24 protein-coding genes are annotated in these 24,481 nt (G+C 60.3%); 14 read left to right on the top strand and 10 right to left on the bottom strand.

The features are described from left to right. Positions 1-41 precede the first annotated feature (41 nt). The gene (gltA, locus tag RB216_RS08995; protein WP_028615712.1) at positions 42-1,331 is read left to right on the top strand and encodes a citrate synthase; all 1,290 of its coding nucleotides are present in this window, start codon (positions 42-44) and stop codon (positions 1,329-1,331) included. Positions 1,332-1,487: 156 nt separating this feature from the next. Here gltA and RB216_RS08990 read toward each other — a convergent pair whose 3' ends face one another. The 3 genes from RB216_RS08990 to RB216_RS08980 all read right to left on the bottom strand — a co-directional run bounded on the left by RB216_RS08990 (position 1,488) and on the right by RB216_RS08980 (position 4,523). Next, complete coding sequence (locus RB216_RS08990; protein ID WP_028615711.1) at positions 1,488-3,146, bottom strand: cation acetate symporter; 1,659 nt, start codon at positions 3,144-3,146, stop codon at positions 1,488-1,490. Then, positions 3,143-3,454, bottom strand: a complete 312-nt coding sequence (locus RB216_RS08985) for a DUF485 domain-containing protein (RefSeq protein ID WP_003190001.1) — start codon at positions 3,452-3,454, stop codon at positions 3,143-3,145. The genes RB216_RS08990 and RB216_RS08985 overlap by 4 nt, the downstream gene beginning before the upstream one ends. Positions 3,455-3,671: 217 nt before the next feature. Continuing rightward, entirely contained in the window at positions 3,672-4,523 is an 852-nt protein-coding gene (locus RB216_RS08980; RefSeq protein WP_025857941.1) for a glycine betaine ABC transporter substrate-binding protein, read from the bottom strand. A 332-nt stretch (positions 4,524-4,855) separates the two neighbouring features. Between RB216_RS08980 and RB216_RS08975 the strand changes: the two genes are divergently transcribed. Then, positions 4,856-6,409: a glycoside hydrolase family 17 protein gene (locus RB216_RS08975; protein ID WP_308908583.1), complete on the top strand. Its 1,554-nt coding sequence runs from the start codon at positions 4,856-4,858 to the stop codon at positions 6,407-6,409. A 97-nt stretch (positions 6,410-6,506) separates the two neighbouring features. Here RB216_RS08975 and RB216_RS08970 read toward each other — a convergent pair whose 3' ends face one another. Beyond that, positions 6,507-6,875 (bottom strand): hypothetical protein, encoded by a 369-nt coding sequence (locus RB216_RS08970; protein WP_308908582.1) that lies wholly within the window; start codon positions 6,873-6,875, stop codon positions 6,507-6,509. A gap of 236 nt (positions 6,876-7,111) precedes the next feature. Between RB216_RS08970 and mlaY the strand changes: the two genes are divergently transcribed. Together mlaY and RB216_RS08960 are read left to right on the top strand one after the other, a co-directional pair. After that, the gene (gene mlaY, locus RB216_RS08965) at positions 7,112-8,410 is read left to right on the top strand and encodes a lipid asymmetry maintenance lipase MlaY (RefSeq protein ID WP_028615708.1); all 1,299 of its coding nucleotides are present in this window, start codon (positions 7,112-7,114) and stop codon (positions 8,408-8,410) included. Next, positions 8,403-9,191 (top strand): MlaA family lipoprotein, encoded by a 789-nt coding sequence (locus RB216_RS08960; RefSeq protein ID WP_028615707.1) that lies wholly within the window; start codon positions 8,403-8,405, stop codon positions 9,189-9,191. The genes mlaY and RB216_RS08960 overlap by 8 nt, the downstream gene beginning before the upstream one ends. Positions 9,192-9,257: 66 nt before the next feature. On the opposite strand, the gene RB216_RS08955 is transcribed toward RB216_RS08960, so the two are convergent. Both RB216_RS08955 and RB216_RS08950 read right to left on the bottom strand, forming a co-directional pair. Continuing rightward, positions 9,258-9,629 carry a DUF805 domain-containing protein gene (locus RB216_RS08955; protein WP_028615706.1) on the bottom strand — a complete coding sequence of 124 codons (372 nt, stop codon included), beginning with the start codon at positions 9,627-9,629 and terminating at the stop codon, positions 9,258-9,260. Positions 9,630-9,767: 138 nt separating this feature from the next. Further along, the gene (locus RB216_RS08950) at positions 9,768-10,682 is read right to left on the bottom strand and encodes a DUF808 domain-containing protein (RefSeq protein ID WP_028615705.1); all 915 of its coding nucleotides are present in this window, start codon (positions 10,680-10,682) and stop codon (positions 9,768-9,770) included. Positions 10,683-10,816: 134 nt separating this feature from the next. Between RB216_RS08950 and RB216_RS08945 the strand changes: the two genes are divergently transcribed. Beyond that, positions 10,817-11,422, top strand: a complete 606-nt coding sequence (locus RB216_RS08945) for a TetR/AcrR family transcriptional regulator (RefSeq protein ID WP_028615704.1) — start codon at positions 10,817-10,819, stop codon at positions 11,420-11,422. A 98-nt stretch (positions 11,423-11,520) separates the two neighbouring features. Here the strand turns inward: RB216_RS08945 and RB216_RS08940 are convergent, their stop codons facing one another. Beyond that, positions 11,521-11,961 (bottom strand): GlcG/HbpS family heme-binding protein, encoded by a 441-nt coding sequence (locus tag RB216_RS08940; RefSeq protein ID WP_068935712.1) that lies wholly within the window; start codon positions 11,959-11,961, stop codon positions 11,521-11,523. Between the two features lie 256 nt (positions 11,962-12,217). Between RB216_RS08940 and gcl the strand changes: the two genes are divergently transcribed. The 8 genes from gcl (at position 12,218) to RB216_RS08900 (ending at position 21,511) form a co-directional block, all read left to right on the top strand. Beyond that, on the top strand, positions 12,218-13,993 hold the full coding sequence (gene gcl, locus RB216_RS08935) for a glyoxylate carboligase (protein WP_028615702.1): 1,776 nt from the start codon (positions 12,218-12,220) through the stop codon (positions 13,991-13,993). 10 nt (positions 13,994-14,003) lie between these two features. Then, positions 14,004-14,786: a hydroxypyruvate isomerase gene (gene hyi / locus RB216_RS08930; RefSeq protein ID WP_028615701.1), complete on the top strand. Its 783-nt coding sequence runs from the start codon at positions 14,004-14,006 to the stop codon at positions 14,784-14,786. 17 nt (positions 14,787-14,803) lie between these two features. Beyond that, complete coding sequence (locus tag RB216_RS08925; RefSeq protein ID WP_068935715.1) at positions 14,804-15,694, top strand: 2-hydroxy-3-oxopropionate reductase; 891 nt, start codon at positions 14,804-14,806, stop codon at positions 15,692-15,694. Between the two features lie 169 nt (positions 15,695-15,863). Then, entirely contained in the window at positions 15,864-17,144 is a 1,281-nt protein-coding gene (locus tag RB216_RS08920; protein ID WP_028615699.1) for a glycerate kinase type-2 family protein, read from the top strand. Then, positions 17,134-18,549 (top strand): pyruvate kinase, encoded by a 1,416-nt coding sequence (pyk, locus tag RB216_RS08915; protein WP_016979579.1) that lies wholly within the window; start codon positions 17,134-17,136, stop codon positions 18,547-18,549. Before RB216_RS08920 ends, pyk begins: the two co-directional genes overlap by 11 nt. A 120-nt stretch (positions 18,550-18,669) precedes the next feature. Then, positions 18,670-19,545, top strand: coding sequence for an urea transporter (locus RB216_RS08910; RefSeq protein ID WP_308908581.1), 876 nt, complete (start codon positions 18,670-18,672; stop codon positions 19,543-19,545). A gap of 31 nt (positions 19,546-19,576) precedes the next feature. Next, entirely contained in the window at positions 19,577-20,401 is an 825-nt protein-coding gene (locus RB216_RS08905; RefSeq protein WP_028615697.1) for an ion transporter, read from the top strand. 105 nt (positions 20,402-20,506) lie between these two features. After that, on the top strand, positions 20,507-21,511 hold the full coding sequence (locus RB216_RS08900; protein WP_016979582.1) for a sulfate ABC transporter substrate-binding protein: 1,005 nt from the start codon (positions 20,507-20,509) through the stop codon (positions 21,509-21,511). A gap of 129 nt (positions 21,512-21,640) precedes the next feature. Here RB216_RS08900 and RB216_RS08895 read toward each other — a convergent pair whose 3' ends face one another. Then, the gene (locus RB216_RS08895) at positions 21,641-22,255 is read right to left on the bottom strand and encodes a DUF5666 domain-containing protein (RefSeq protein WP_028615696.1); all 615 of its coding nucleotides are present in this window, start codon (positions 22,253-22,255) and stop codon (positions 21,641-21,643) included. 171 nt (positions 22,256-22,426) lie between these two features. Between RB216_RS08895 and RB216_RS08890 the strand changes: the two genes are divergently transcribed. Next, positions 22,427-23,623, top strand: a complete 1,197-nt coding sequence (locus tag RB216_RS08890) for an MFS transporter (RefSeq protein WP_073859992.1) — start codon at positions 22,427-22,429, stop codon at positions 23,621-23,623. Between the two features lie 154 nt (positions 23,624-23,777). On the opposite strand, the gene RB216_RS08885 is transcribed toward RB216_RS08890, so the two are convergent. Both RB216_RS08885 and RB216_RS08880 read right to left on the bottom strand, forming a co-directional pair. After that, the gene (locus RB216_RS08885) at positions 23,778-24,182 is read right to left on the bottom strand and encodes a type II toxin-antitoxin system HicB family antitoxin (protein ID WP_016978509.1); all 405 of its coding nucleotides are present in this window, start codon (positions 24,180-24,182) and stop codon (positions 23,778-23,780) included. 11 nt (positions 24,183-24,193) lie between these two features. After that, positions 24,194-24,382 carry a type II toxin-antitoxin system HicA family toxin gene (locus tag RB216_RS08880; protein ID WP_073859991.1) on the bottom strand — a complete coding sequence of 63 codons (189 nt, stop codon included), beginning with the start codon at positions 24,380-24,382 and terminating at the stop codon, positions 24,194-24,196. Positions 24,383-24,481: the final 99 nt, after the last annotated feature.

Here is a 24,481-nt window from a genome sequence, read left to right as displayed (position 1 = left end):
GGGGGTCTGTCTGATGATTTGAAGCATAAATAGGAGGCCACATGGCTGACAAAAAAGCGCAGTTGATCATCGAGGGCGCAGCCCCCGTCGAGCTGCCCATTTTAACCGGCACCGTTGGTCCCGATGTTATCGACGTACGGGGCCTGACGGCCACGGGCCGTTTCACATTCGACCCAGGCTTCATGTCGACCGCCTCTTGCGAGTCGAAGATCACCTATATCGACGGTGATAATGGCATTCTGCTTCATCGCGGCTACCCGATCGAGCAACTGGCTGAGAAATCGGACTACCTGGAAACCTGCTACCTGCTGCTAAATGGCGAGCTGCCAACAGCCGAGCAAAAAGCCCAGTTCGTCAGCACCGTGAAGAACCACACCATGGTTCACGAGCAGTTGAAGACCTTCTTCAACGGCTTCCGTCGCGACGCCCACCCGATGGCCGTTATGTGCGGCGTGGTCGGCGCCCTGTCGGCCTTCTATCACGACTCCCTCGACATCAATAACCCGCAGCATCGCGAAATCTCCGCGATCCGCCTGGTTGCCAAGATGCCGACCCTGGCCGCAATGGTTTACAAGTACTCCATGGGTCAACCCATGATGTACCCGCGCAACGACCTGACGTACGCGGAAAACTTCCTGCACATGATGTTCAACACGCCGTGCGAGATCAAACCGATCAGCCCGACGCTTGCCAAGGCCATGGACCGGATCTTCATCCTCCACGCCGACCACGAGCAGAACGCCTCCACCTCCACCGTCCGCCTGGCAGGTTCTTCGGGTGCCAACCCGTTCGCCTGTATCGCCGCCGGTATCGCCGCACTCTGGGGCCCTGCCCACGGCGGTGCGAACGAAGCCGTATTGACCATGCTCGATGAAATCGGCGATGTCTCGAACATCGACAAGTTCATCGCCAAGGCCAAAGACAAGAACGATCCGTTCAAGTTGATGGGCTTCGGTCACCGCGTCTACAAGAACCGCGACCCACGCGCCACCGTGATGAAGCAGACCTGCGACGAAGTGTTGAAGGAACTGGGCATCAAGAACGATCCGCAACTCGAACTGGCCATGCGCCTGGAAGAGATCGCCTTGACCGACCCGTACTTCATCGAACGCTCGCTGTACCCGAACGTCGACTTCTACTCGGGGATCATCCTCAAGGCAATCGGCATTCCAACCAGCATGTTCACCGTGATCTTCGCCCTGGCGCGGACCGTGGGCTGGATCTCCCACTGGAAAGAAATGCTCTCCAGCCCGTACAAGATTGGCCGCCCGCGCCAGCTGTACACCGGCTACGAGTCGCGTGACATCACCCAGCTGGAAGATCGCAAGTAAGCATCGCTTAGTTGCACTGAAAACGGCCTCCCTTAGTGGAGGCCGTTTTTATTTGTGCAGGATTTGAGAAACAGTTTTGTCAGATCAATCCCTAATTTATAGACAAAAAAATACCCCGGCCTTTCGACCGGGGTATTTTCCTATCCAGCTACAACCTTAGTGAGAAACCGCCCCACTCGACCCCAGGCCAGTTTGCGAACGCACAAACTGCGGGAAGTACAGCGCACGCTCTTTCTCTGCCGCCGCCGACTTGTCGGTAATGGAGAAGAACCAGATGCCGACGAACGCAATGATCATCGAGAACAGTGCCGGGTACTCATAAGGGAAGATGGCTTTTTCATGGTGCAGGATCGAGACCCAGATGGTCGGGCCCAGCACCATCAGGCCAACGGCACTGATCAAGCCCAGCCAGCCGCCAATCATCGCGCCACGAGTGGTGAGGTTTTTCCAGTACATGGAAAGCAGCAGCACCGGGAAGTTACAGCTGGCGGCAATGGAGAACGCCAGGCCAACCATGAACGCGATGTTCTGGCTTTCGAACAGGATACCCAGGCCAATCGCCAGGACGCCCAAGGCAACGGTGGTGATTTTCGAAACGCGAATCTCATCCTTGTCGTTGGCCTTGCCTTTCTTGATCACGCTGGCGTACAGGTCATGGGACACCGCCGACGCACCGGCCAGGGTCAAGCCGGCAACCACCGCGAGGATGGTGGCGAAGGCCACGGCCGAGATGAAGCCCAGGAAGATACTGCCACCCACCGCGTTGGCCAGGTGCACCGCCGCCATGTTGTTGCCGCCCAGCAAGGCGCCTGCCGCATCCTTGAACGCCGGGTTGGTGCTGACCAGCAGGATCGCGCCAAAGCCGATGATGAAGGTCAGGATGTAGAAGTAACCGATGAAACCGGTGGCGTAGAACACGCTCTTACGCGCTTCTTTAGCGTCGCTGACGGTAAAGAAGCGCATCAGGATGTGTGGCAGGCCAGCCGTACCGAACATCAGCGCAAGCCCGAGGGAGAACGCGGAAATCGGGTCTTTCACCAAGCCGCCGGGGCTCATGATCGCCTCACCTTTAGGGTGAACCTTGATCGCCTCGGAGAACAGGGCATTGAAGTCGAAGTTGACGTGCTTCATCACCATCAGTGCCATGAACGAGGCACCGGACAGCAGCAATACAGCCTTGATGATCTGTACCCAGGTGGTCGCCAGCATGCCGCCGAACAGTACATACATCACCATCAAGATACCGACCAGGATCACCGCAACATGGTAGTCCAGGCCGAACAGCAGCTGAATCAGCTTGCCCGCACCGACCATCTGCGCGATCAGGTAGAACGCCACCACCACCAGCGAGCCACAGGCCGAGAGGCTGCGAATCTGGGTCTGGCCCAAGCGATAGGACGCCACGTCGGCAAAGGTGTACTTGCCCAGGTTACGCAGGCGCTCGGCGATCAGGAACAGAATGATCGGCCAGCCCACCAGGAAGCCGATCGAGTAGATCAGGCCGTCATAACCAGAGGTGTAGACCAGCGCGGAAATCCCCAGGAAGGACGCCGCCGACATGTAGTCACCGGCAATCGCCAGGCCGTTCTGGAAACCGGTGATCTTGCCGCCGGCCGCATAGTAGTCGGCCGCCGATTTGTTGCGCTTGGAGGCCCAGTAGGTGATGCACAGGGTGGCGCCGACAAACGCGACGAACATCACGATGGCCGAAACGTTCAGGGGTTGCTTGTGCACTTCACCGGTCAATGCATCCGCCGCCCAAACGGCCGGGGCAAAGAGCGAAGCGCCGAATATTGCCAGTAGACGCCGGATCATTGCGCAGCCTCCTTGAGAATCGCATTGTTCAGGTCGTCAAACTCGCCATTGGCCCGGCGCACGTAGATGCCGGTCAGGATGAAGGCGGACACAATCAGCCCGACGCCCAGGGGAATGCCCCAGGTAATCGACGAGCCGGGGCTGATCTTGGCCCCCAGTACTTGTGGCCCGTAGGCGATCAACAGGATGAAAGCGGAGTAAAGCCCTAGCATGATCGCCGAGAGAATCCAGGCGAACCTTTCCCTTTTTCTCACCAGCTCCTTGAAACGCGGGCTGTTTTGAATCGAGAGGTAAATGCTGTCGTTCATTGTTTTTATCCTCGCAGCACAGCTTTTTTATTATTGGAACGTATCCACTGTATGCGGCTGCACAAAGGGTTCCAGACGACCTTAGTATTAGAACGACATAGGCGTTGTCGCCAGTTTTGAACTGATCGAATTGACAGCCTTTGGCACAAAAACGACAAAGCCCGCCTGACGAAAACGCCAGGCGGGCTTGCAAGGTGCTGTCTAGACGCTTCGGGTGTTATTTACCGGTCCACTCGGCGACACGCTCAGGGTGCTTGGCGACCCAATCCTTGGCGGCGGCATCAGGCTTGGCGCCTTCTTGAATCGCCAGCATGACTTCGCCGATTTCATCCTTGGAGGCCCATTGGAATTTCTTCAGGAAGGCCGCGACTTCCGGCGCTTTCTTCTCCAGGCCCTTGCTGCCGATGCTGTTGACGGTTTCAGCAGCACCATAAATCCCTTTTGGATCGTCCAGGAAACGCAGTTTCCACTTGGCGAACATCCAGTGTGGCACCCAACCGGTGACCGCAATGGATTCCTGTTTGTCTTCGGCACGGGTCAGCTCGGCGATCATCGCCGCGCCCGAGCTGGCTTGCAGCTTGTAATCGAGGCCGTATTGCTTGATCGCTTCATCGGTCTTGAGCATCACGCCAGAACCTGCGTCGATGCCGACGATCTTGTTCTTGAAGGTGGTGTCGGTCTTGAGGTCTTCGATGGACTTGGCCTTGACGTACTCCGGTACGATCAGGCCGATCTTCGCGTCCTTGAAGTTGGGGCCGTAGTCGACCACCTTGTCCTTGTTCTTGGCCCAGTACTCACCGTGGGTGACCGGCAGCCAGGCGGAGAGCATGGCGTCGAGCTTGCCGGTGGCAACGCCCTGCCACATGATCCCGGTGGCGACGGCTTGCAGTTTCACGTCATAACCGAGCTTGGCCTTGATCACTTCTGCAGCCACGTGGGTGGTAGCCACGCTGTCGGACCAGCCGTCCACATAGCCGATGCTCAGGGTCTTGCTGTCGGCGCTGGCCAGTGTGGAGCTCATCGCAACTACCAGAGTGGCAGCTGCGCCCAAGAGTCGTCGCATCTTCATAGTACTTCCCCGAAAGTGCTGCGCCCGGCGGATGCCGAGCGACGTCAACCTGTTGTTATGTGGTGCACCGCGCCCCCTTCACGCGCATCGATCACGGTAGTGCGCCGTCAGCGGAGTACTGACACTTCGATCATCAACCTGCTCGGGTGTTGGACCTGCTCTGTCAGCGACATCCTACAAGCAAGGAACGACATCACATCGCCAGTAGGATGTTTTGTAGGACTTGACGCCAAAATCCCGCCCGAACTTTGCATGTCAAAATTATGCAGCCCCACTGAGTCGGGCCAAATCCGGGTAAGATGCGCGCCTTTGCTCTTCCAGATAAGCCGACCATGCCCGCGACTGCCCGCTTCCCTGCCCTGCCCTATTGCTTCGCCTTGATCCTCGGCCTGCTGGCCCTGTTCGCTTACTGGTATGGCCTCGGCCGGCCCGTGGTGCTGCCCGACGTCGCCAGCGCCACGCACAAGATGCAGTGCGCGTCCTATACACCGTTCGATAAAGACCAATCGCCGTTCGACCAGCCATTCACGCTGCGTCCGGAGCGCATGGACGCTGATCTCGCCCTGCTGGCCACGCGCTTCGAGTGCATTCGCACTTACTCTATGACCGGCCTGGAAGCCTTGCCGGAGATGGCGCGCAAGCACGGGCTGAAGGTAATGGCCGGGGCCTGGGTCAGCAGTGATCCGGTGGCGACCGCAAAAGAAATCAACGAATTGATCGCATCAGCCAACGCCCACCCGGATGTCGTAACCTCGGTGATCGTCGGCAACGAAGCATTGCTACGCAAGGAAGTGACCGCCAAGCAGCTGGTGGCGCTGATCCAGACGGTCAAGAGCCAGATCAAGCAGCCTGTGACCTACGCGGATGTGTGGGAGTTCTGGCTGCAGCACCCGGAAATCGCCCCGGCGGTGGATTTCCTGACCATCCACCTGTTGCCTTACTGGGAAGATGACCCGTCGGGCATCGACCAGGCCATCAAGCACGTGGGCGATGTGCGCCAGACCTTCGGCAACAAGTTTGCGCCCAAGGACATACTCATCGGTGAAACCGGCTGGCCAAGCGAAGGCCGCCAGCGCGAAACGGCCGTGCCGAGCCGGGTCAACGAGGCCAAGTTCATGCGCGGTTTTGTTGCCATGGCCGAGGCCAATGGCTGGCACTACAACCTGATCGAAGCCTTTGACCAGCCGTGGAAGCGTGCCAGTGAAGGCGCCGTGGGTGGTTACTGGGGCCTGTTTGATGCCGATCGCCAGGACAAGGGCATCCTCGCCGGGCCGGTGACCAATGTGCCGTACTGGCCGCTGTGGTTGGGCGTCGGCGGGATTATCCTGCTGGGCACCCTGGCATTGGGTGGTCGCGTACGCAGCACGCGCGCCGCGCTTGCCCTGCCGTTGGTGGGCGCCGTTGCAGCCTGCTCCATTGGCACCTGGGCCGAGCTGACCCGTGTGACGGCGCGCTTCAATGATGAATGGGTGTGGGCTGGGTTGCTGCTGGTGTTGAACCTGCTGGTGCTGGCCCATGCGGCCTTGGCCTTGAGTGCACAGGAAGGTTGGCGTGAGCGAGCGTTCAACTGGCTGGAGCAACGCGCAGGCTGGCTGGTGGCGATTGCCGGGTTTGCCGGAGCGGTAATGATGCTGGCATTGGTCTTCGACCCGCGCTACCGCAGCTTTCCGAGCGCGGCGCTGGTGTTGCCGGCCCTGGTATACGTGATACGTCCGGTGACGGGACCGCGTCGGGAGATTGCGTTGCTGGCCTTTATCATCGGTGCGGGCATTGCGCCGCAGTTGTACCGTGAGGGGTTATTGAACCAGCAGGCTTGGGGCTGGGCGGTAGTGAGCCTGCTCATGACGGCAGCCTTGTGGCGCTGCTTGCGGGTACGCAAGACTTAAGACCGCTTTCGCGAGCAAGCCCGCTCCCACATTCGACCGCATTCCAAGGATGTACTCGGTCAAATGAGGGAGCGGGCTTGCTCGCGAAGAGGCCCTATCAGGCGCCGCGGGGCTTCCTGACCAACCGCAACCCCGCAATCACCACGGCAAACACCGCAAACGTGGTGTTGTACAACGCCAGTGCCGGCAACCCGAACATCATCCCCAGCACCGCCAACCCCCACCCCGCCCGACCCGGCACGAAAAACGCCAGCACCGACGTGATCAACGCCGTCCAGCCAAGCACCTTGAAGTGGATCATCAACCCTAGGTTCGAACGCAGCTGGCATTCCCAGCGGCTCGCCTCGTCCGCGCAGAGGCCCACCCACTGGCTATCTTCCATAAAGCCATAGCGCGCACCGTAACTGGCGGCCAGCCACAGCGGCAGTGCAATAAGCAGCAAAATCAGCGGCAAACGACGGGACATGGGGTACTCCGATAGGCAAAAACGGCGCTCAGCTTAATGCCCCGGCAGCCGTTAGCAAGGCGCATACACACAATTAGTGTTCACCAAAGCGTGGCAAAGTGTATCGTCTGGCTACTATTACCCCGATTCCGACGTTTTTTTCCGACATTTCGTGCCGCGTGATGGCACTTCGGCGACTGGACGGCGGTCATAGCCTGCGAACTTCATTAAGTACGTTTCCTCCTAGGGATTAAGTCATGCTCCGTTCCTTGCGCTGTGCTGCCTTGCTGGGCAGCCTTTTTCTGAGTGCGTCAGCACTGGCCGTCGACATTGACCAAGCCAGCTATGGCTACCCTTTGACCAACCCGTTTGAAGCCACCATCGCCACCACGCCGCCTGACCTTCGGCCGAAATTGCCGAGCGATGACGAGATCAATCAGTCCGACTACACCCTGAACATGCGCCCCGAGCGCGAATTCAGCCTGCCGGACAACTTTTGGGCGGTGAAGAAACTCACCTACCGCATCGCCAAGCAGGACCGCGCCGCGCCGCTGATCTTCCTGATCGCGGGCACCGGTGCGCGCTTCGACAGCAGCATCAACGAATACCTGAAAAAGCTGTATTACCAGGCCGGCTACCACGTGGTGCAACTGTCGTCGCCCACCAGCTTCGACTTCATCAGTGCCGCCTCGCGCTTCGCCACGCCGGGCATCACCCAGGAAGACGCCGAAGACATGTACCGCGTGATGCAAGCCGTGCGCGCGCAGAACGCTTCGTTGCCAGTGACTGACTTCTACCTCACCGGCTACAGCCTCGGTGCCCTGGATGCAGCGTTCGTCAGCAAGCTCGACGAGACGCGCCGCAGTTTCAACTTCAAGAAAGTCTTGTTGCTGAACCCGCCGGTCAACCTCTACACCTCGATCACCAACCTCGACAAGCTGGTGCAGACCGAGGTGAAAGGCATCAACAACACCACCACCTTCTATGAGCTGGTGCTGAACAAGCTGACCCGCTACTTCCAGCAAAAGGGCTACATCGACCTGAACGACGCCCTGCTCTACGACTTCCAGCAATCCAAGCAGCACCTGACCAACGAACAGATGGCCATGCTGATCGGCACCTCGTTCCGCTTCTCGGCAGCCGACATCGCCTTTACCTCGGACCTGATCAACCGCCGCGGACTGATCATCCCGCCGAAGTACCCGATTACCGAAGGCACCAGCCTCACGCCATTCCTCAAGCGTGCACTGCAGTGCGACTTCGACTGCTACCTCACCGAACAAGTGATCCCAATGTGGCGCGCCCGTTCCGACGGCGGCAGCCTGCTGCAACTGATCGACCAGGTCAGCCTGTATGCCCTCAAGGACTACCTGCACACCAACCCGAAGATCGCCGTCATGCACAACGCCGACGACGTGATCCTCGGCCCTGGCGACCTCGGCTTCCTGCGTAAAACCTTCGGCGATCGCTTGACCGTCTACCCGCTGGGCGGCCATTGCGGCAACCTCAATTACCGCGTCAACGCCGACGCTATGCTGGAGTTCTTCCGTGGCTAAATATCTTCTGCTGCTTGCCGCCCTGATGTGCGCAGGCGTGGCCAATGCCGACAACAGCAAGGCCCACGAGCCGGTCAATGTCGGCGCCGACGGTTTCAAGGAGCCGCTGACCAAGCTCAAGTTCAACCCAGGGCTGGACCAGCGTGAGTTCGAGCGCTCATCGCTCACCGCACTCAACGTGTATGACCCGCTGGAATCGTGGAACCGTCGCGTGTACCACTTCAACTACCGCTTCGACCAATGGGTGTTCCTGCCGGTGGTCGACGGCTACCGCTACGTCACCCCGAGTTTCCTGCGCACCGGCGTGAGCAACTTCTTCAACAACCTGGGCGACGTGCCCAACCTGTTGAACAGCCTGCTGCAACTCAAGGGGCATCGCTCCCTGGAAACCACCGGCCGCCTGTTGGTCAACACCACTATCGGCATCGCCGGCCTGTGGGACCCGGCGACCGCCATGGGCCTGCCGCGCCAGAGCGAAGACTTTGGCCAGACCCTGGGCTTCTACGGCGTACCCGGCGGCGCGTATGTGGTGCTGCCGATCTTCGGCCCATCGAACCTGCGCGACACCACCGGCCTGATCGTCGACTACGGTGCCGAAACCCAGATCAACTTCCTCAATGTGTCCGAAGTCAGCTCCAACCACCCGGAAATCTGGGCATTGCGCGCAGTGGACAAGCGTTATCAGACCAGCTTCCGGTATGGCCAGATGAACTCGCCGTTCGAGTACGAGAAGGTGCGCTACATCTATACGGAATCGCGAAAGCTGCAGATTGCCGAGTAAACGCCCACAAAAAAGGCCATTCGATTGAATGGCCTTTTTTATTGCGGTTACGGTAAGCCCGGTCTGTTAAGAATGTTCGACATCACGGCAAGGCAATCCGTAGTTATTCTCCCCCTTGTCGCCTTTTCTAAGCAGTCGGATGGTCACAACTAATAAACCCACGAACGGTAGCGCATACCACAGGATATAAGCGCCAGTCGTGTTCACATCGTGAAGCCGCCTAAATGTTACAGATAGCCGGGGGATGATCGTAAGTACAACGTAAACGCCTAGCGGGATATAAAACCACTTGCTGTAGGCAACCCCGGCCCAGCCTGCTACTACAATTGAGCCGTACATCAGCAGGTAGTCTAAAACTGCAAACGCCCAATACTCCCTTCTACAAGCGCGCCCGCTGAAGTTGGCATAGTTTTTTATCGCCTGAAAACACCAGTTCATCCTTAACTCCCTACTCGATCCGTTTTCTTAGTGCGTGACTTCACGGGAAGGCACGCGACGCATCCTATAAATGCCTTGAAAACCGAACTGTAGGATTAAGCTTAAACAACTTTTCAGTCTGTATTCGCTGCGAACTAATCAGCGCTTAACGGCTCGCCATACCCTGCCAACTACTTGCACGACGACCAACACCACCGCCCCGGCAATGATCCCCGCCACGCCATTCAGCAGCGTCGGCACCAACCACGCCACCCCGCCTGCACCCTGGCTGACCGTCTCGATCCAGTGATGCACCACCGGCACGCCGTGGGTGAGAATCCCGCCGCCCACCAGGAACATCGCCGCCGTACCGATCACCGACAGGCTCTTCATCATGTACGGCGCCGCACGCAGGATGGCACCACCGATGCTGCGCGCCGCCTGGCCAGGTTTCTGGGTGAGCCACAGGCCCAGGTCATCCAGCTTGACGATACCTGCCACCAAGCCATACACGCCCACGGTCATGACGATGGCAATGCCGGACAGCACGATCACCTGCTGCATCAAGGGCGCATCGGCCACGGTGCCGAGGGTGATGGCGATGATTTCGGCGGAGAGGATGAAGTCGGTACGGATGGCGCCTTTGATCTTATCCTTTTCGAAGGCTACCAAGTCGGTTGCCGGGTCCGAGACGGCCTCGACCAACTGCACATGTTGCGCATGGTCTTCATCTTTGCTGTGCAGGAATTTATGCGCCAGCTTCTCGAACCCTTCGAAACACAGGTAGGCACCGCCGAGCATCAACAACGGCGTCACCGCCCACGGTGCAAACGCGCTGATCAATAAAGCCGCTGGCACCAGGATCAACTTGTTGACGAAGGACCCCTTGGCCACCGCCCACACCACGGGAATTTCCCGCTCGGCACGCACGCCGGAGACCTGTTGGGCATTGAGGGCGAGGTCATCACCCAGGACGCCAGCGGTCTTCTTTGCCGCCATTTTTGTCATCAGGGCAACGTCATCGAGTACTGCGGCGATATCGTCGATCAACACCAACAAGCTGCTTCCTGCCATGAATCGCGCTTCCGTAAGAGTGGGATGACGCGAGCATAGCGCGGCGCAAGGCCCGGCGGGCAGATTGTTGAGGCTCGCAGATGGCCGGTGCTACCATGCGCAACCGCCAGTCTTGGCAAGGAAACTCCAGGTTTATGAGCACCATTCGCGAGCGCAACAAAGAAAAGATCCTGCGGGCGGCCAGCGAGGAGTTTGCCGACAAGGGCTTCGCCGCGACCAAAACCAGCGACATCGCAGCCAAGGCTGGGCTGCCCAAGCCCAACGTCTATTACTACTTCAAGTCCAAGGACAACCTCTACCGCGAGGTGCTCGAGAGCATTATCGAGCCGATCCTGGCCGCTTCCACGCCGTTCAACCCGGACGGCGCGCCCAAGGAAGTACTGAGCAACTACATCCGCTCGAAAATCCGTATCTCCCGCGACCTGCCATTTGCCTCCAAGGTCTTTGCCAGCGAAATCATGCACGGCGCCCCGCACCTCAGCGCCGACCAAGTCGAACAGCTCAACGCCCAGGCCAAGCACAACATCGCCTGCATCCAGGACTGGGTAGATCGCGGCCTGATTGCGCCGATTGAACCCAATCACTTGATGTTCACCATCTGGGCGGCGACGCAGACCTATGCGGATTTTGACTGGCAGATCTCGGCGGTGACCGGGAAGGCCAAGCTGGATGAGGCGGATTACGAGGCGGCGGCGCAGACGATCATCCGGCTGGTGCTCAAAGGCTGCGAGCCGGACTGACCTTGGTAGGAGCCGGCTTGCCGGCGATGAGACTTTCATATTCTGCGGCGCTCTTTCGAGCGCCATCGCCGGCAAGCCGGCTCCTACAAAGGGTGGTGTCAGGCTGATACGCCGGCGTCTGCCAACAGCCCGATCTCCTCGATCGCCGTGATCGCACACTGCTCATCAATGTCCGACGTATCCCCGCTGATCCCGATCGCCCCCAGCACCGCGCCTTCCTGATTTCGAATCAATACCCCACCCGGCGCAGGCACCACGCTGCCCTGCCCCAAACTGTTCAACGCCGCGATAAACGCCGGTCGCTGCTGCGCGTCCAGTGCCAGCAGGCGCGAGCCCTTGCCAAGGGCAATTGCGCCCCAGGCCTTGCCGATGGCGATTTGCGGGCGCAGCAGGCTGGCGCCGTCTTCGCGTTGCAGGGTGATCAAATGGCCGCCGCTGTCGAGCACGGCGATGGTCAGCGGTGCAGCGCAGATGGTACGCCCTGCACTGAGGGCCTGGCTGGCCAGTTGGGTAGCGAGTTTCAAGGTTAAAGCGCTCATGGTGCCGTCCTTCTTTTGTTATTGGGAAAGCGATGGAGGTCTGAATGATCAGATGCTCGATCAAACAAATAGAACACAATGACTTTTAATTTTGTATACAATATTTTCGCACAAAGGCTCCATACGTCGAAAAAAGCCGTTCCGACGAACGCATAGGCCAGTTTATAAAATGCATTGACCTACGCCGCTCGCCGTGAATACACTTTGTCCAGACACCACTTGTATACAATTACAAAACGCAAGAGGCACCAATATCATGAGCAAAATGAGAGCAATCGAAGCCGCCGTCCTGGTGATGCGTCGCGAAGGTGTGGACACCGCCTTCGGTATCCCAGGCGCCGCGATCAACCCGCTGTATTCGGCCTTGCAGAAAGTGGGTGGCATCGATCACGTCCTTGCTCGCCACGTTGAAGGCGCCTCCCACATGGCCGAGGGTTACACCCGCACCAAGGCCGGCAATATCGGCGTGTGCATCGGTACCTCGGGCCCGGCAGGCACTGACATGGTCACCGGCCTGTACAGCGCGTCGGCCGACTCGATCCCGATCCTGTGCATCACCGGTCAAGCGCCCCGCGCCCGGATGCACAAGGAAGACTTCCAGGCCGTGGACATCACCAGCATCGTCAAGCCGGTGACCAAGTGGGCAACCACCGTCCTGGAACCTGGCCAAGTGCCGTACGCCTTCCAGAAAGCCTTCTATGAAATGCGCTCCGGCCGCCCAGGCCCGGTGTTGATCGACCTGCCGTTCGACGTGCAGATGGCCGAGATCGAATTCGACATCGACGCCTACCAACCCCTGCCCCTCGCCAAGCCGCTGGCAACCCGCGTGCAGGTGGAAAAAGCCCTGGCGCTGCTGGACCAGGCCGAGCGCCCACTGCTGGTCAGCGGTGGTGGCGTAATCAATGCCGACGCCAGCGAGCTGCTGGTTGAATTCGCTGAACTGACCGGCATCCCGGTGATCCCGACCCTGATGGGCTGGGGCACCATTGCGGACGATCACCCACAGATGGTCGGCATGGTCGGTCTGCAGACGTCCCACCGTTATGGCAACGCGACGATGCTCAAGTCGGACGTGGTGCTGGGCATCGGTAACCGTTGGGCCAACCGCCACACCGGTTCGGTCGAGGTGTACACCGAGGGCCGCAAGTTCATTCACGTCGACATCGAGCCGACCCAGATTGGCCGCGTCTTCACCCCGGACCTGGGTATCGTGTCCGACGCCGGTTCCGCGCTGACGATGTTCATTGAAGTGGCCCGCGAGTGGAAAGCCGCCGGCAAGCTCAAGGACCGCAGCGCCTGGCTCAATGACTGCCAGCAACGCAAAGCCACCCTGCACCGCAAGACCCATTTCGACAACGTGCCGGTCAAGCCACAGCGCGTGTATGAAGAAATGAACCAGGTGTTCGGCAAAGACACCTGCTACGTCAGCACCATCGGCCTGTCGCAGATTGCTGGCGCGCAGTTCCTGCACGTGTATAAGCCACGCCACTGGATCAATTGCGGGCAGGCCGGCCCGTTGGGTTGGACCATCCCCGCCGCCCTCGGCGTTGTCAAGGCTGACCCGAGCCGCAAAGTGGTGGCGCTGTCCGGCGACTACGACTTCCAGTTCATGATCGAAGAACTGGCCGTGGGCGCACAGTTCAAGCTGCCGTACATCCACGTGGTGGTGAACAACTCCTACCTCGGCCTGATCCGCCAGGCTCAGCGCGGGTTTGAAATGGACTACTGCGTGCAACTGTCCTTCGACAACCTCAACGCCCCGGAACTCAATGGCTATGGCGTGGACCACGTGGCCGTTGCCGAAGGCCTGGGTTGCAAGGCCTTGCGTGTGTTCGAGCCGAGCCAGATCGCGCCGGCCCTGCGCCGCGCCGAGGAAATGATCGAAGAATTCAAGGTTCCGGTAATCGTTGAGATTATTCTGGAGCGCGTGACCAATATTTCCATGGGCACCGAGATCAACGCCGTCAACGAATTCGAAGATCTGGCCTTGGTCGGCAACGATGCGCCGACTGCCATTTCCCTGCTCGATTAAGGAGAACCTTATGCCGCGTTTCGCCGCCAACCTGTCCATGCTGTTTACCGAACAGGACTTTCTTGCCCGTTTCAAAGCGGCCGCCGATGCGGGCTTCGAAGGTGTCGAGTACCTGTTCCCCTATGAATTCAGCTCTGCCGAAATCAAGGCGCAACTCGACGCCCACGGCCTGACCCAGGTGCTGTTCAACCTGCCGGCCGGTGACTGGGCCAAGGGCGAACGCGGCCTGGCCTGCCACCCGGACCGGGTCGAAGAATTCCGTGCCGGGGTCAAGCTGGCCATCGCCTACGCCCAGGTGCTGGGCAATACCCAGATCAACTGCCTGGCGGGCATCCGGCCACAAGGCGTTGACGACGAAACCCTGGAAAAAACCTTCGTCGCCAACCTCAAGTACGCCGCTGAAAAACTGCAAGCGGTGGGCATCAAGCTGGTGATGGAAGCGATCAACACCCGCGACATCCCAGGCTTCTACCTGAACAACACGGCGCAAGCCCTGTCGATTCGCGAACAGGTGGGCAGCGCCAACCTGTTCCTGCAGTACGACATCTATCACATGCAAATCATGGAAGGCGACCTGGCCCGCACCATGGCCGCGCACCTGGGTGAGATCAACCACATCCAGTTGGCGGACAACCCAGGGCGCAACGAGCCGGGTACCGGTGAGATCAACTACCGCTTCCTGTTCGAACATTTGGACCGCATCGGCTACACGGGTTGGGTCGGCTGTGAATACAAGCCGTTGACCACCACCGAAGCGGGTTTGGGTTGGTTGAAGACCCACAACGCCATCTAATAAAAGAGGATTCTTTCATGGCTAAAATCGGATTCATCGGCACTGGCATCATGGGCCAACCCATGGCCGCGAACCTGCAGAAAGCAGGTCACCAACTGTTCCTCTCCGAGCACCATGGCAAGGCGCCGCAAGCGCTGATCGACGCAGGCGCCGTGGCCCTGGCCAGCCCGCAGCAAGTGGCGCAGGAAGCCGAGTTCATCATTGTGATGGTCCCGGACACCCCGCAGGTCGACGACGTACTGTTCCGCAAAGACGGCGTCGCCGCCGGCCTGTCGCCGAACAAGGTGGTGATCGACATGAGTTCGATCTCCCCCACCGCCACCAAGGCGTTCGCCGCCAAGATCAACGAGACCGGCGCGCAGTACCTGGATGCACCGGTGTCCGGTGGTGAAGTCGGCGCCAAGGCCGGCACCCTGAGCATCATGATCGGCGGCGAGCCGCAGACCTTTGAACGCGCCTTGCCGCTGTTCCAGGCCATGGGCAAGAACATCACCCTGGTGGGCGGCAATGGTGATGGCCAGACCGCCAAGGTCGCCAACCAGATCATCGTCGCGCTGAACATCCAGGCGGTGGCCGAAGCGTTGCTGTTCGCCGCCAAGAACGGCGCCGACCCGGCCAAGGTGCGTGAAGCGCTGATGGGTGGGTTTGCTTCGTCGAAAATCCTCGAAGTGCATGGCGAGCGCATGATCAAGGGCACTTTTGACCCGGGCTTCCGCATCAACCTGCACCAGAAGGACCTCAACCTGGCGTTGGCCGGTGCCAAGGAACTGGGGATCAACCTGCCGAATACCGCCGGTACGCAGCAGGTGTTCAGCACCTGCACGGCGATTGGTGGCGGAAACTGGGACCATTCGGCGCTGATCAAAGGCCTGGAGCATATGGCGAATTTCTCGATTCGCGATAAGTAAGTGTTCACTTGAAATGCAATCCAGTGTGGGAGCTGGCTTGCCTGCGATAGCGGTCTTCCAGCTAGAGATTTGCTGCCTGACACACTGCTATCGCAGGCAAGCCAGCTCCCACCTTTAATCCCTATTCCAAGTCTCACCCCTAATAACAAGAATCCCCGGGAGCCCGCTTATGTCGGTCGATCCGCAACATCTGCTTCGCGAGCTGTTTGCCACAGCCATCGACGCCGCCCACCCCCGGCAAGTCCTTGAACCCTACCTGCCCGCCGACCGCAGCGGCCGTGTGATCGTGATCGGTGCCGGCAAAGCCGCCGCCGCCATGGCGCTGGTCGTGGAGAACTGCTGGCAGGGCGAAGTCACCGGCCTGGTCGTCACCCGCTACGGCCACGGCGCGCCGTGCAAGACAATCGAAGTGGTCGAAGCCGCTCACCCAGTGCCCGATGCTGCCGGCCTGGCCGTGGCCCAGCGCGTGCTGGCACTGATCAGCAACCTGACGGAAGACGACCGCGTAATCTTCCTGTTGTCCGGCGGTGGCTCTGCGCTGCTGGCGCTGCCCGCCGAAGGCATCACCCTGGCCGACAAACAGGCCATCAACAAAGCCCTGCTCAAATCCGGCGCGACCATCGGCGAGATGAATTGCGTGCGCAAGCACCTCTCGGCCATCAAGGGAGGCCGATTGGCGAAAGCGGCATGGCCCGCGACGGTCTATACCTACGCGATTTCCGATGTGCCCGGCGACCAAGCCACGGTGATCGCGTCCGGCCCCACGGTCGGCGACCCGAGCACCTCGCAACAAGCCCTGGCGATTCTCAAGCGCTACCACATCGACGCCCCCGCCTCGGTGCGCAGCTGGTTGCAGAACCCGGCCTCGGAAACCGTCAAGCCCGGCGACCCGGTGCTCGCCCGCAGCCACTTCCAATTGATCGCCCGCCCCCAGCAATCCCTCGAAGCGGTGGCGGTAAAAGTCCGCCAGGCCGGGTTCAGCCCGTTGATCCTCGGCGACCTGGAAGGCGAAGCACGGGACGTGGCCAAGGTACACGCCGGCATCGCCCGGCAGATCGTGCAGCACGGCCAGCCGCTGGCGGCGCCGTGCGTGATCCTCTCCGGCGGCGAAACCACCGTGACCGTGCGCGGCAATGGCCGTGGCGGGCGCAATGCGGAATTCCTGTTGAGCCTCACCGACAGCCTCAAGGGCCTGCCCGGCGTGTACGCCCTGGCCGGTGACACCGACGGTATCGACGGCTCGGAAGACAACGCCGGCGCGATCATGACGCCGTGCAGCTATTCGCGCGCCGAAGCCCTCGGACTGTCGGCCAGCGATGAGTTGGATAACAACAACGGCTACGGCTATTTCGCCGCCCTCGACGGTTTGATCATCACCGAGCCCACGCGCACCAACGTCAACGACTTCCGCGCCATCCTGATCCTTGAGACTGCCAAACATGACGCCTGACAAGAAGGTCAAAATCCTCGCCACCCTGGGCCCCGCCACCGACGGTATCGACGACATCCGCGAGCTGGTGGAAGCCGGGGTGAACATCTTCCGGCTCAATTTCAGCCACGGCGACCACGCCGACCATGCCCAGCGCTACCAATGGATTCGCCAGGTCGAGCGCCAGCTGAATTATCCGCTGGGCATCCTCATGGACCTGCAAGGGCCGAAACTGCGCGTCGGACGCTTTGCCGAGGGCAAGGTGCAACTGGTGCGCGGCCAGGCGTTGCGCCTGGACCTGGACGAAACACCGGGCGACCAGCGGCGGGTCAACCTGCCTCACCCGGAAATCATCGCGGCGCTGGAGCCCGGCATGGACCTGCTGCTGGACGACGGCAAATTGCGCCTGCGGGTGATCACCAAACATGCCGACGCCATCGACACCACCGTGCTGAATGGCGGCGAATTGTCGGACCGCAAAGGCGTGAACGTCCCACAAGCACTGCTGGAACTGAGCCCACTGACCGCCAAGGATCGGCGCGACCTGAGCTTCGGCCTGGAACTGGGTGTGGACTGGGTGGCGCTGTCGTTCGTGCAGCGCCCGGAAGACATTCGCGAAGCCCGCGAGCTGATCGGCGACAAGGCGTTCCTTATGGCCAAGATCGAGAAACCCTCGGCCGTGCAGCGCCTGCAGGAAATCGCCGAACTGAGCGACGCGATCATGGTTGCAAGAGGCGACCTGGGCGTTGAAGTGCCCGCCGAGAGCGTGCCGCAGATCCAGAAGGACATCATCAGCACCTGCCGCCAACTGGGTAAACCGGTGGTGGTGGCGACGCAGATGCTGGAGTCGATGCGCTTCTCGCCTGCACCAACCCGTGCCGAAGTCACCGATGTCGCCAATGCCGTGGCCGAAGGCGCGGACGCGGTGATGCTGTCGGCGGAAACCGCCTCCGGCGAATACCCGCTGGAAGCCGTGCAGATGATGAGCAAGATCATCCGCCAGGTGGAAAACGGCCCGGATTACCAGGCACAACTGGATGTCAGCCGACCGAAGGCGGATGCCACGGTATCGGACGCCATCAGCTGCGCGATCCGCCGTATCAGCAGCATCCTGCCGGTGGCGGTGCTGGTGAACTACAGCGAGTCGGGCAGCTCCAGCCTGCGCGCGGCGCGGGAACGGCCGGTAGCGCCGATCCTCAACCTCACGCCCAACCTCTCCACGGCGCGGCGGTTGAGCGTGGCCTGGGGCGTGCATTCGGTGGTCAATGATCGGCTGCGCCAGGTGGATGAGGTGTGTTCCACCGCGCTGGAGATTGCCCAGGCACAGGGGATGGCGGAGCGTGGGGATACGTTGGTGATTACCGCCGGAGTGCCGTTTGGGCAGCCGGGGTCGACGAACTCTTTGCGTATAGAGACATTGATCTAGCGCCTGTTCGGGCCCCATCGCGGGCAAGCCCGGCTCCCACATTTTGATCTGCGAACACAGTCAAATGTGGGAGCTGGCTTGCCTGCGATGGGGGCAACTCAGTCTCACTGATTAACCACCATGCACAACCCCACCTGCCCCGACTGGGCCGAAGCGCTGCTCAACGGCTTCAGCCAGATCTTCCTGCAACGCCAGCCGCTGTGCGGCCTGCTGTGCCTGCTGGCGATCCTGATCGGCGCGCCGACCTTGCTCGGCGGCGCCTTGTTGGGTGGCGTCGCGGGCTTGCTCACGGCCCAGCGCCGGGGCTATCCCAAGGCCGAGCGCCAGGCCGGGTTGTATAGCTACAACGGCGTGCTGCTGGGCTTGTTGATCAGCCAGCACTTCGCCTGGTCGGCCTTGCTGCCGCCGCTGATCCTGGCGGGCGGCGGCTTGAGTGCGATCCTCACGCGGCAATGGTTGAAGCACGCCAGCCAGCCGGATGACTTGCCGGCCTATACCGCGCCGTTTGTCCTGCTCGGCTGGTTGCTGATAGGCACAGTGCCTGACAGCACCTTAAGCCTGAGCGAACCCGACACCCTGGCCGCGCTCACCGCGCCCTTCACCGGGCTGGCGCAAATCATGCTGCTGAACCAGCCAGTGGCCGGTGCCTTGATTGCACTGGGCCTGTGGCTGGCCAACCGCCGCGCCGCCGTATGGGCCTTGGTCGGCTCCACTGCCGGCGTGCTGATAGCGCTGTGGCTGCAAGAACCCGCCAGCGCCCTGCTCGGCCTGCACAGCTACAACCCGGCATTGGCGGCGCTGGCCCTGAGCCAGGTGCGTCGCCACCCCTGGTTGCCGCTGCTCGGCATCCTGCTGGCAATCCTTCTCACCCCAGGCTTCGCCGCCCTGCACCTGCCGGCATTGACCGCACCGTTCATCCTCGCCTGCTGGCTGGTGCGCGCAGGCGGTCGCGTGCTTCAGAAACCCCGCATGGACAGGCCATTCGAATCCCCCTAGGCTTGCTCGAACTTCGTTTCAGGCGGGATTTATGGACAGCAACAACGACTGGCGCCAGCGGCTCTACGTCATGGTTTTTCAAAGTGACACGGTCGCCGGGCGGCGCTTTGACGGCATCTTGCTGCTGATCATCCTCGCCAGCCTGGTGATCGTGATGCTCGACAGCATCGACCAGATACACCAGAACTACGCCGATGTGCTGGCCTATATCGAATGGGGCTTCACGCTGATCTTCCTGATCGAATACGGGTTGCGCCTGTATTGCTCGCCGAAGCCGTTACGCTATGCCTTCAGCTTTTATGGGCTGGTGGATTTGCTTGCCATCGTCCCCGGTATCCTTGCGCTGTATTACAGCGACGCGCAGTACCTGCTGATCATCCGCATCATCCGGATGTTGCGGATCTTCCGCGTGCTCAAGCTCAGCCCGTACCTCAAGCAGGCCAACTACCTGATGGCGGCGCTGCGCGGCAGCAAGCAGAAGATCGTGGTGTTCCTGGTCAGCGTGTGCACCCTGGTGACCGTGTTCGGCACCTTGATGTACGTGATCGAAGGCCCGGAGCATGGCTTTACCAGCATTCCCAAGGGCATCTACTGGGCCATCGTGACCCTGACCACCGTGGGCTTTGGCGACATCGTGCCAAAGACGCCGCTGGGCCAGGTGATCTCGTCGCTGGTGATGATCACCGGTTATTCGATCATTGCCGTGCCCACCGGGATTTTCACCGCTGAACTGGCGAGTGCCATGCGCGGCGAACAGCTGCAAACCGACTGCCCAGTGTGCAAGAAGAACAGCCATGAGCCGAATGCCGCCTTCTGCTCACGCTGCGGGAGTAACCTTTTCCGTAAAGTGGAATAAGCAAAGTACGTTTTAATCTTTAAACGTCTATGCGGCGCCCGCTATAGTCGCTGGCAAATTGCCCCTACTCAATCGACCACCTTCTCGAACAACAAGGAATGAGCAGTGAAAAAACTCGTTAGCGCCTCCCTCCTGGCCGCCGGCCTTGCCCTGGCGGGCGCCGTCCAGGCCGCCCCCGTCACACTGCTCAACGTCTCCTACGACGTGATGCGCGATTTCTACAAGGACTACAACGCTGCGTTCCAGAAGCACTGGGAAGCCGAGCACCCGAACGACAAACTGACCCTGCAGATGTCCTTCGGCGGCTCCAGCAAACAAGCGCGCTCGGTGATCGACGGTCTGCCGGCTGACGTGATCACCATGAACATGGCCACCGACATCAACGCGTTGGTCGACAACGGCAAACTGGTGCCGGACAACTGGGTCACCCGCCTGCCGAACAACAGCGCACCGTTCACCTCCGCCACCGTATTCATCGTGCGCAAAGGCAACCCGAAAGCTCTGAAAGACTGGCCGGATCTGTTGAAAGACGGCGTGCAGGTGATCGTGCCCAACCCGAAAACCTCGGGTAATGGCCGCTACACCTACCTGTCGGCCTGGGGCTATGTGCTGAAGAACGGCGGCGACGAAAACAAGGCCAAGGCCTTTGTCGGCAAGCTGTTCAAACAAGCACCGGTGCTGGACACCGGCGGCCGTGCCGCTACCACGACCTTCATGACCAACCAGATCGGCGACGTGCTGGTGACCTTTGAAAACGAAGCGGAAATGATCGCCCGTGAATTCGGCCGGGATCAGTTCGAAGTGATCTACCCAAGCGTCTCCGCCGAAGCCGAGCCACCGGTATCGGTGGTCGACAAAGTGGTCGAGAAGAAAGGCACCCGCGTGGCGGCTGAAGACTACCTGAAGTACCTGTGGTCGGCGGAAGGCCAGGAAATTGCGGCGAACAACTACCTGCGTCCACGTGATCCCAAGGTGCTGGCCAAGTACACCGACCGCTTCCCGAAAGTCGACTTCCTGTCGGTAGAGAAGACCTTTGGTGACTGGCGCACGGTGCAGAAGACCCACTTCAATGATGGTGGGGTGTTTGACCAGATCTACTCCGGTCAATAACTGAATAAACGCGGTAAAACAGTGGGAGCGGGCTTGCTCGCGAATGCGGTGTGTCAGTCAACAGATTCATTGGCTGATCCACCGCATTCGCGAGCAAGCCCGCTCCCACATTTGGTTCTGCGCCAGACTTTACATTGGCGGTGTCACACCATCTTTACCGGCTGAGATGGCCTGCGCGGTAATGGTCCCATCCGCCCCCTGCGCCGCGAACAACACCACCTTTACCCCCGCCTTGAGCAAACTGCGATCCCCCGGCTCCAGGTTGACGATCGGCACATCCTCCGGCACCACGATCTTCTGTTCGCCACCTTTGTACTTCACGGTCAAGGTGCGCCCGTTGCTCACGACCAGGTCGCCGACGGTGCCGTTGGTCATGCTGCTGCCTTCTTTGAGGTCGAACGCGCGATGCCCGTCGCCCGTGCCGGCCATGGCCGGTGGGAAGACGTGCACTTCCAGCGCGGTCAGAGTGCCATCGGCGTTGGGCATGGCGGCGGAGCCAATATAGCTGCCCGGCTTGATCTCATCGATCTTGGCCAGGGTAACCGCGCGCACTTGAGTGCTTGGGGTCAGGTGCACGATGACGTCTTCGCCGCTGTTGACCTTGACGTGCATCGCGTCGCCTTCCATCGCGGTAATGGCCCCGCGTACGCCCACGCGGGGAGCCTCGGCAGCCTGGGCCAGGCCTACGGCCATCGCAGCCGCCAGGGTGGAAGCCAGGAGCATCTTGTTCAACGTGATCTTCATGGGATTTCCTGTTTCGGCAGTTGTTTCTGAATGTATCATTACCCTTCGCGCAGAAAGTTAACGATTCACTCATCATTACCGGGCATGAGTGTTATCACTGCCAGCGGCCTACCCGGGCTACGGTGTTGTCTTTAGGCTCGCCCCACTTTCCTTCGCATTTATGAGAACACCATGAACGCTACCTCCCACGCTACAACCACCATGACCCGGAGCATGGTGATGCTGTTTGCGTTTTGCTGCGGTGCCATTGTCGCCAATATCTACTATGCACAACCGATCATCGAGCTGATCGCGCCGGACATCGGCCTTACGCCTGCGATGGCCAGCCTGATCGTCTCCTTGACGCAGATCGGTTACGCCCTGGGCCTGTTTTTCCTGGTGCCACTGGGTGACCTGTTGGAAAACCGCAAGCTGATGATCGCCACCACCGTACTGGCCATCGCCAGTCTGCTGGGTGCGGCGTTTACCGAGCAGCCGAATCTGTTCCTGTTGGTATCGCTGCTGATCGGCTTCAGTTCGGTGTCGGTGCAGATCCTGATCCCGCTGGCTGCGCACCTGGCGCCCGCCGAATCCCGTGGCCGCGTGGTCGGCAGCATTATGGGTGGCCTGTTGCTCGGCATCCTGTTGGCTCGGCCGGTGTCCAGCGTGGTGGCGGACCACTTCGGCTGGCGCGCGATGTTCATGGCGGCGGCGGCGTTGATGGCGTTTATCAGTGTGGTGTTGCTGATCACCATCCCCAAGCGCCAGCCCGACCACAGTGCCACCTATGGCCAGTTGCTGCGCTCCCTCGGCACCTTGTTGCGTGAGCAACCGGTATTGCGCCAACGGGCGTTTTATCAGGGTTGCATGTTCGCCACCTTCAGCCTGTTCTGGACCGCTGCCCCACTGGAGCTGGCGCGCAACCACGGATTGAGCCAAAGCGAGATCGCGCTGTTTGCTTTGGTCGGCGCGCTGGGCGCCATTGCCGCGCCCATCGCCGGCCGCCTGGCCGATGCCGGCCATACCCACCGCGCGTCGTTGCTGGCCATGCTGTTTGCGGCGCTGAGTTTTCTGCCGGCCTTCGTGCACCCGTTGTACAGCGTGATTGGCCTGGCCGTGACCGGAGTGGTCCTGGACTTCTGCGTGCAGATGAATATGGTGCTGGGCCAACGCGCCATCTACGCGCTCGACGCCAACAGCCGCAGCCGCCTGAACGCGCTGTACATGACCAGCATCTTCATTGGTGGCGCCTTCGGCTCCGCAATTGCCAGCAGCGTGTATGAACACGGCGGCTGGCTGGGCGTGATGCTGGTGGGCAGCGCGTTCCCCTTGATCGCGCTGCTGCGGTTCGTGAGTGCTTCACGTCAGGCCACGGTTGCCACTGCTTGAGGGACCGGAATTCCTTTGTAATTGAAACACTCGACAACACAAAGCCCGGGCGGCATCGCGTTGTTTTGACGAGAGAAAAACAAAATCTAAAACAGCACCTCTCGCTCAACTACGCGATTTTCCCAACGGTCAGGACATATCCCTTAACGCTCCCTCAGGACCGCACCAGCTTCTCCAGCGCGGCATCCGCCAGGAAGGAGGAGCGGCTCTTGACCTTGTGCTCACGCACATACCGGTCGATGCGCTGGATGACGTAACCGGGCAAGGTCACATTGACCTTCTCGGTCTTGCCCAAGTAGGGCGAGATGTCCAACTCCAACATCCCCCAGCCCATGCCAGCGTAGTCCTCGTGCGCGTGATGGTTGGCCACCGACGTCGGCATCGGAATCGGCCCGCCTTCTGCGGCAATCTCTTGAAGCATGATGTGCGCGACTTCGACTGCGGCGTTGTAGGCCTCTTCAAAACTGTCCCCGGCGGTGACTGCGCCTGGGATATCGGGGATCTGGATACCGGTGGCGGTGAAGTCATCGCCCCATTCGATACAGATTGGGTATTGCATGAATGTTCTCCTTAAAACTGAAACAAGCCGGCGCGTTTCCTGATGCTTCTGACGGTGCCCAGCGGCAAGTCTTTCTTTGGATGGGGCACTGGAAGGGTGTACGGGCTATAGCGATGGGTAAAAATATGATGACTTCCCGTGACCCGATCCAGCACCCAACCTGCCTCTTGCAGTTCCTTGATCAATAACCTGCTTTGCACCCGAGCCTCCTTGGCTTGGCCTGAATAAAAGTAACCCTAGAGTTATCTTTACTCAAGCACAAAATTCACACCCCTGACTGACGGCTGTTTTACTGAATA

Origin of the sequence: Pseudomonas canadensis, assembly GCF_030980095.1 — a bacterium.
GTDB classification, from domain to species: Bacteria; Pseudomonadota; Gammaproteobacteria; order Pseudomonadales; family Pseudomonadaceae; genus Aquipseudomonas; species Aquipseudomonas canadensis.
Note: the sequence above shows the minus strand (reverse complement) of the source record. Positions and strands in the feature narration are given on the sequence as shown.

What these genes read in the sequence shown, in the direction of transcription:
- RB216_RS08980 (WP_025857941.1), bottom strand. Translation starts at nt 4,523, where the DNA reads ATGAAGATGCGACGACTCTTGGGCGCAGCTGCCACTCTGGTAGTTGCG.
- RB216_RS08890 (WP_073859992.1), top strand. Translation starts at nt 22,427, where the DNA reads ATGAACGCTACCTCCCACGCTACAACCACCATGACCCGGAGCATGGTG.
- RB216_RS08920 (WP_028615699.1), top strand. Translation starts at nt 15,864, where the DNA reads ATGTCGGTCGATCCGCAACATCTGCTTCGCGAGCTGTTTGCCACAGCC.
- RB216_RS08940 (WP_068935712.1), bottom strand. Translation starts at nt 11,961, where the DNA reads ATGAGCGCTTTAACCTTGAAACTCGCTACCCAACTGGCCAGCCAGGCC.
- gcl (WP_028615702.1), top strand. Translation starts at nt 12,218, where the DNA reads ATGAGCAAAATGAGAGCAATCGAAGCCGCCGTCCTGGTGATGCGTCGC.
- RB216_RS08925 (WP_068935715.1), top strand. Translation starts at nt 14,804, where the DNA reads ATGGCTAAAATCGGATTCATCGGCACTGGCATCATGGGCCAACCCATG.
- RB216_RS08910 (WP_308908581.1), top strand. Translation starts at nt 18,670, where the DNA reads ATGCACAACCCCACCTGCCCCGACTGGGCCGAAGCGCTGCTCAACGGC.
- RB216_RS08975 (WP_308908583.1), top strand. Translation starts at nt 4,856, where the DNA reads ATGCCCGCGACTGCCCGCTTCCCTGCCCTGCCCTATTGCTTCGCCTTG.
- hyi (WP_028615701.1), top strand. Translation starts at nt 14,004, where the DNA reads ATGCCGCGTTTCGCCGCCAACCTGTCCATGCTGTTTACCGAACAGGAC.
- RB216_RS08945 (WP_028615704.1), top strand. Translation starts at nt 10,817, where the DNA reads ATGAGCACCATTCGCGAGCGCAACAAAGAAAAGATCCTGCGGGCGGCC.
- RB216_RS08955 (WP_028615706.1), bottom strand. Translation starts at nt 9,629, where the DNA reads ATGAACTGGTGTTTTCAGGCGATAAAAAACTATGCCAACTTCAGCGGG.
- RB216_RS08985 (WP_003190001.1), bottom strand. Translation starts at nt 3,454, where the DNA reads ATGAACGACAGCATTTACCTCTCGATTCAAAACAGCCCGCGTTTCAAG.
- RB216_RS08895 (WP_028615696.1), bottom strand. Translation starts at nt 22,255, where the DNA reads ATGAAGATCACGTTGAACAAGATGCTCCTGGCTTCCACCCTGGCGGCT.
- pyk (WP_016979579.1), top strand. Translation starts at nt 17,134, where the DNA reads ATGACGCCTGACAAGAAGGTCAAAATCCTCGCCACCCTGGGCCCCGCC.
- gltA (WP_028615712.1), top strand. Translation starts at nt 42, where the DNA reads ATGGCTGACAAAAAAGCGCAGTTGATCATCGAGGGCGCAGCCCCCGTC.
- mlaY (WP_028615708.1), top strand. Translation starts at nt 7,112, where the DNA reads ATGCTCCGTTCCTTGCGCTGTGCTGCCTTGCTGGGCAGCCTTTTTCTG.
- RB216_RS08970 (WP_308908582.1), bottom strand. Translation starts at nt 6,875, where the DNA reads ATGTCCCGTCGTTTGCCGCTGATTTTGCTGCTTATTGCACTGCCGCTG.
- RB216_RS08950 (WP_028615705.1), bottom strand. Translation starts at nt 10,682, where the DNA reads ATGGCAGGAAGCAGCTTGTTGGTGTTGATCGACGATATCGCCGCAGTA.
- RB216_RS08990 (WP_028615711.1), bottom strand. Translation starts at nt 3,146, where the DNA reads ATGATCCGGCGTCTACTGGCAATATTCGGCGCTTCGCTCTTTGCCCCG.
- RB216_RS08905 (WP_028615697.1), top strand. Translation starts at nt 19,577, where the DNA reads ATGGACAGCAACAACGACTGGCGCCAGCGGCTCTACGTCATGGTTTTT.
- RB216_RS08885 (WP_016978509.1), bottom strand. Translation starts at nt 24,182, where the DNA reads ATGCAATACCCAATCTGTATCGAATGGGGCGATGACTTCACCGCCACC.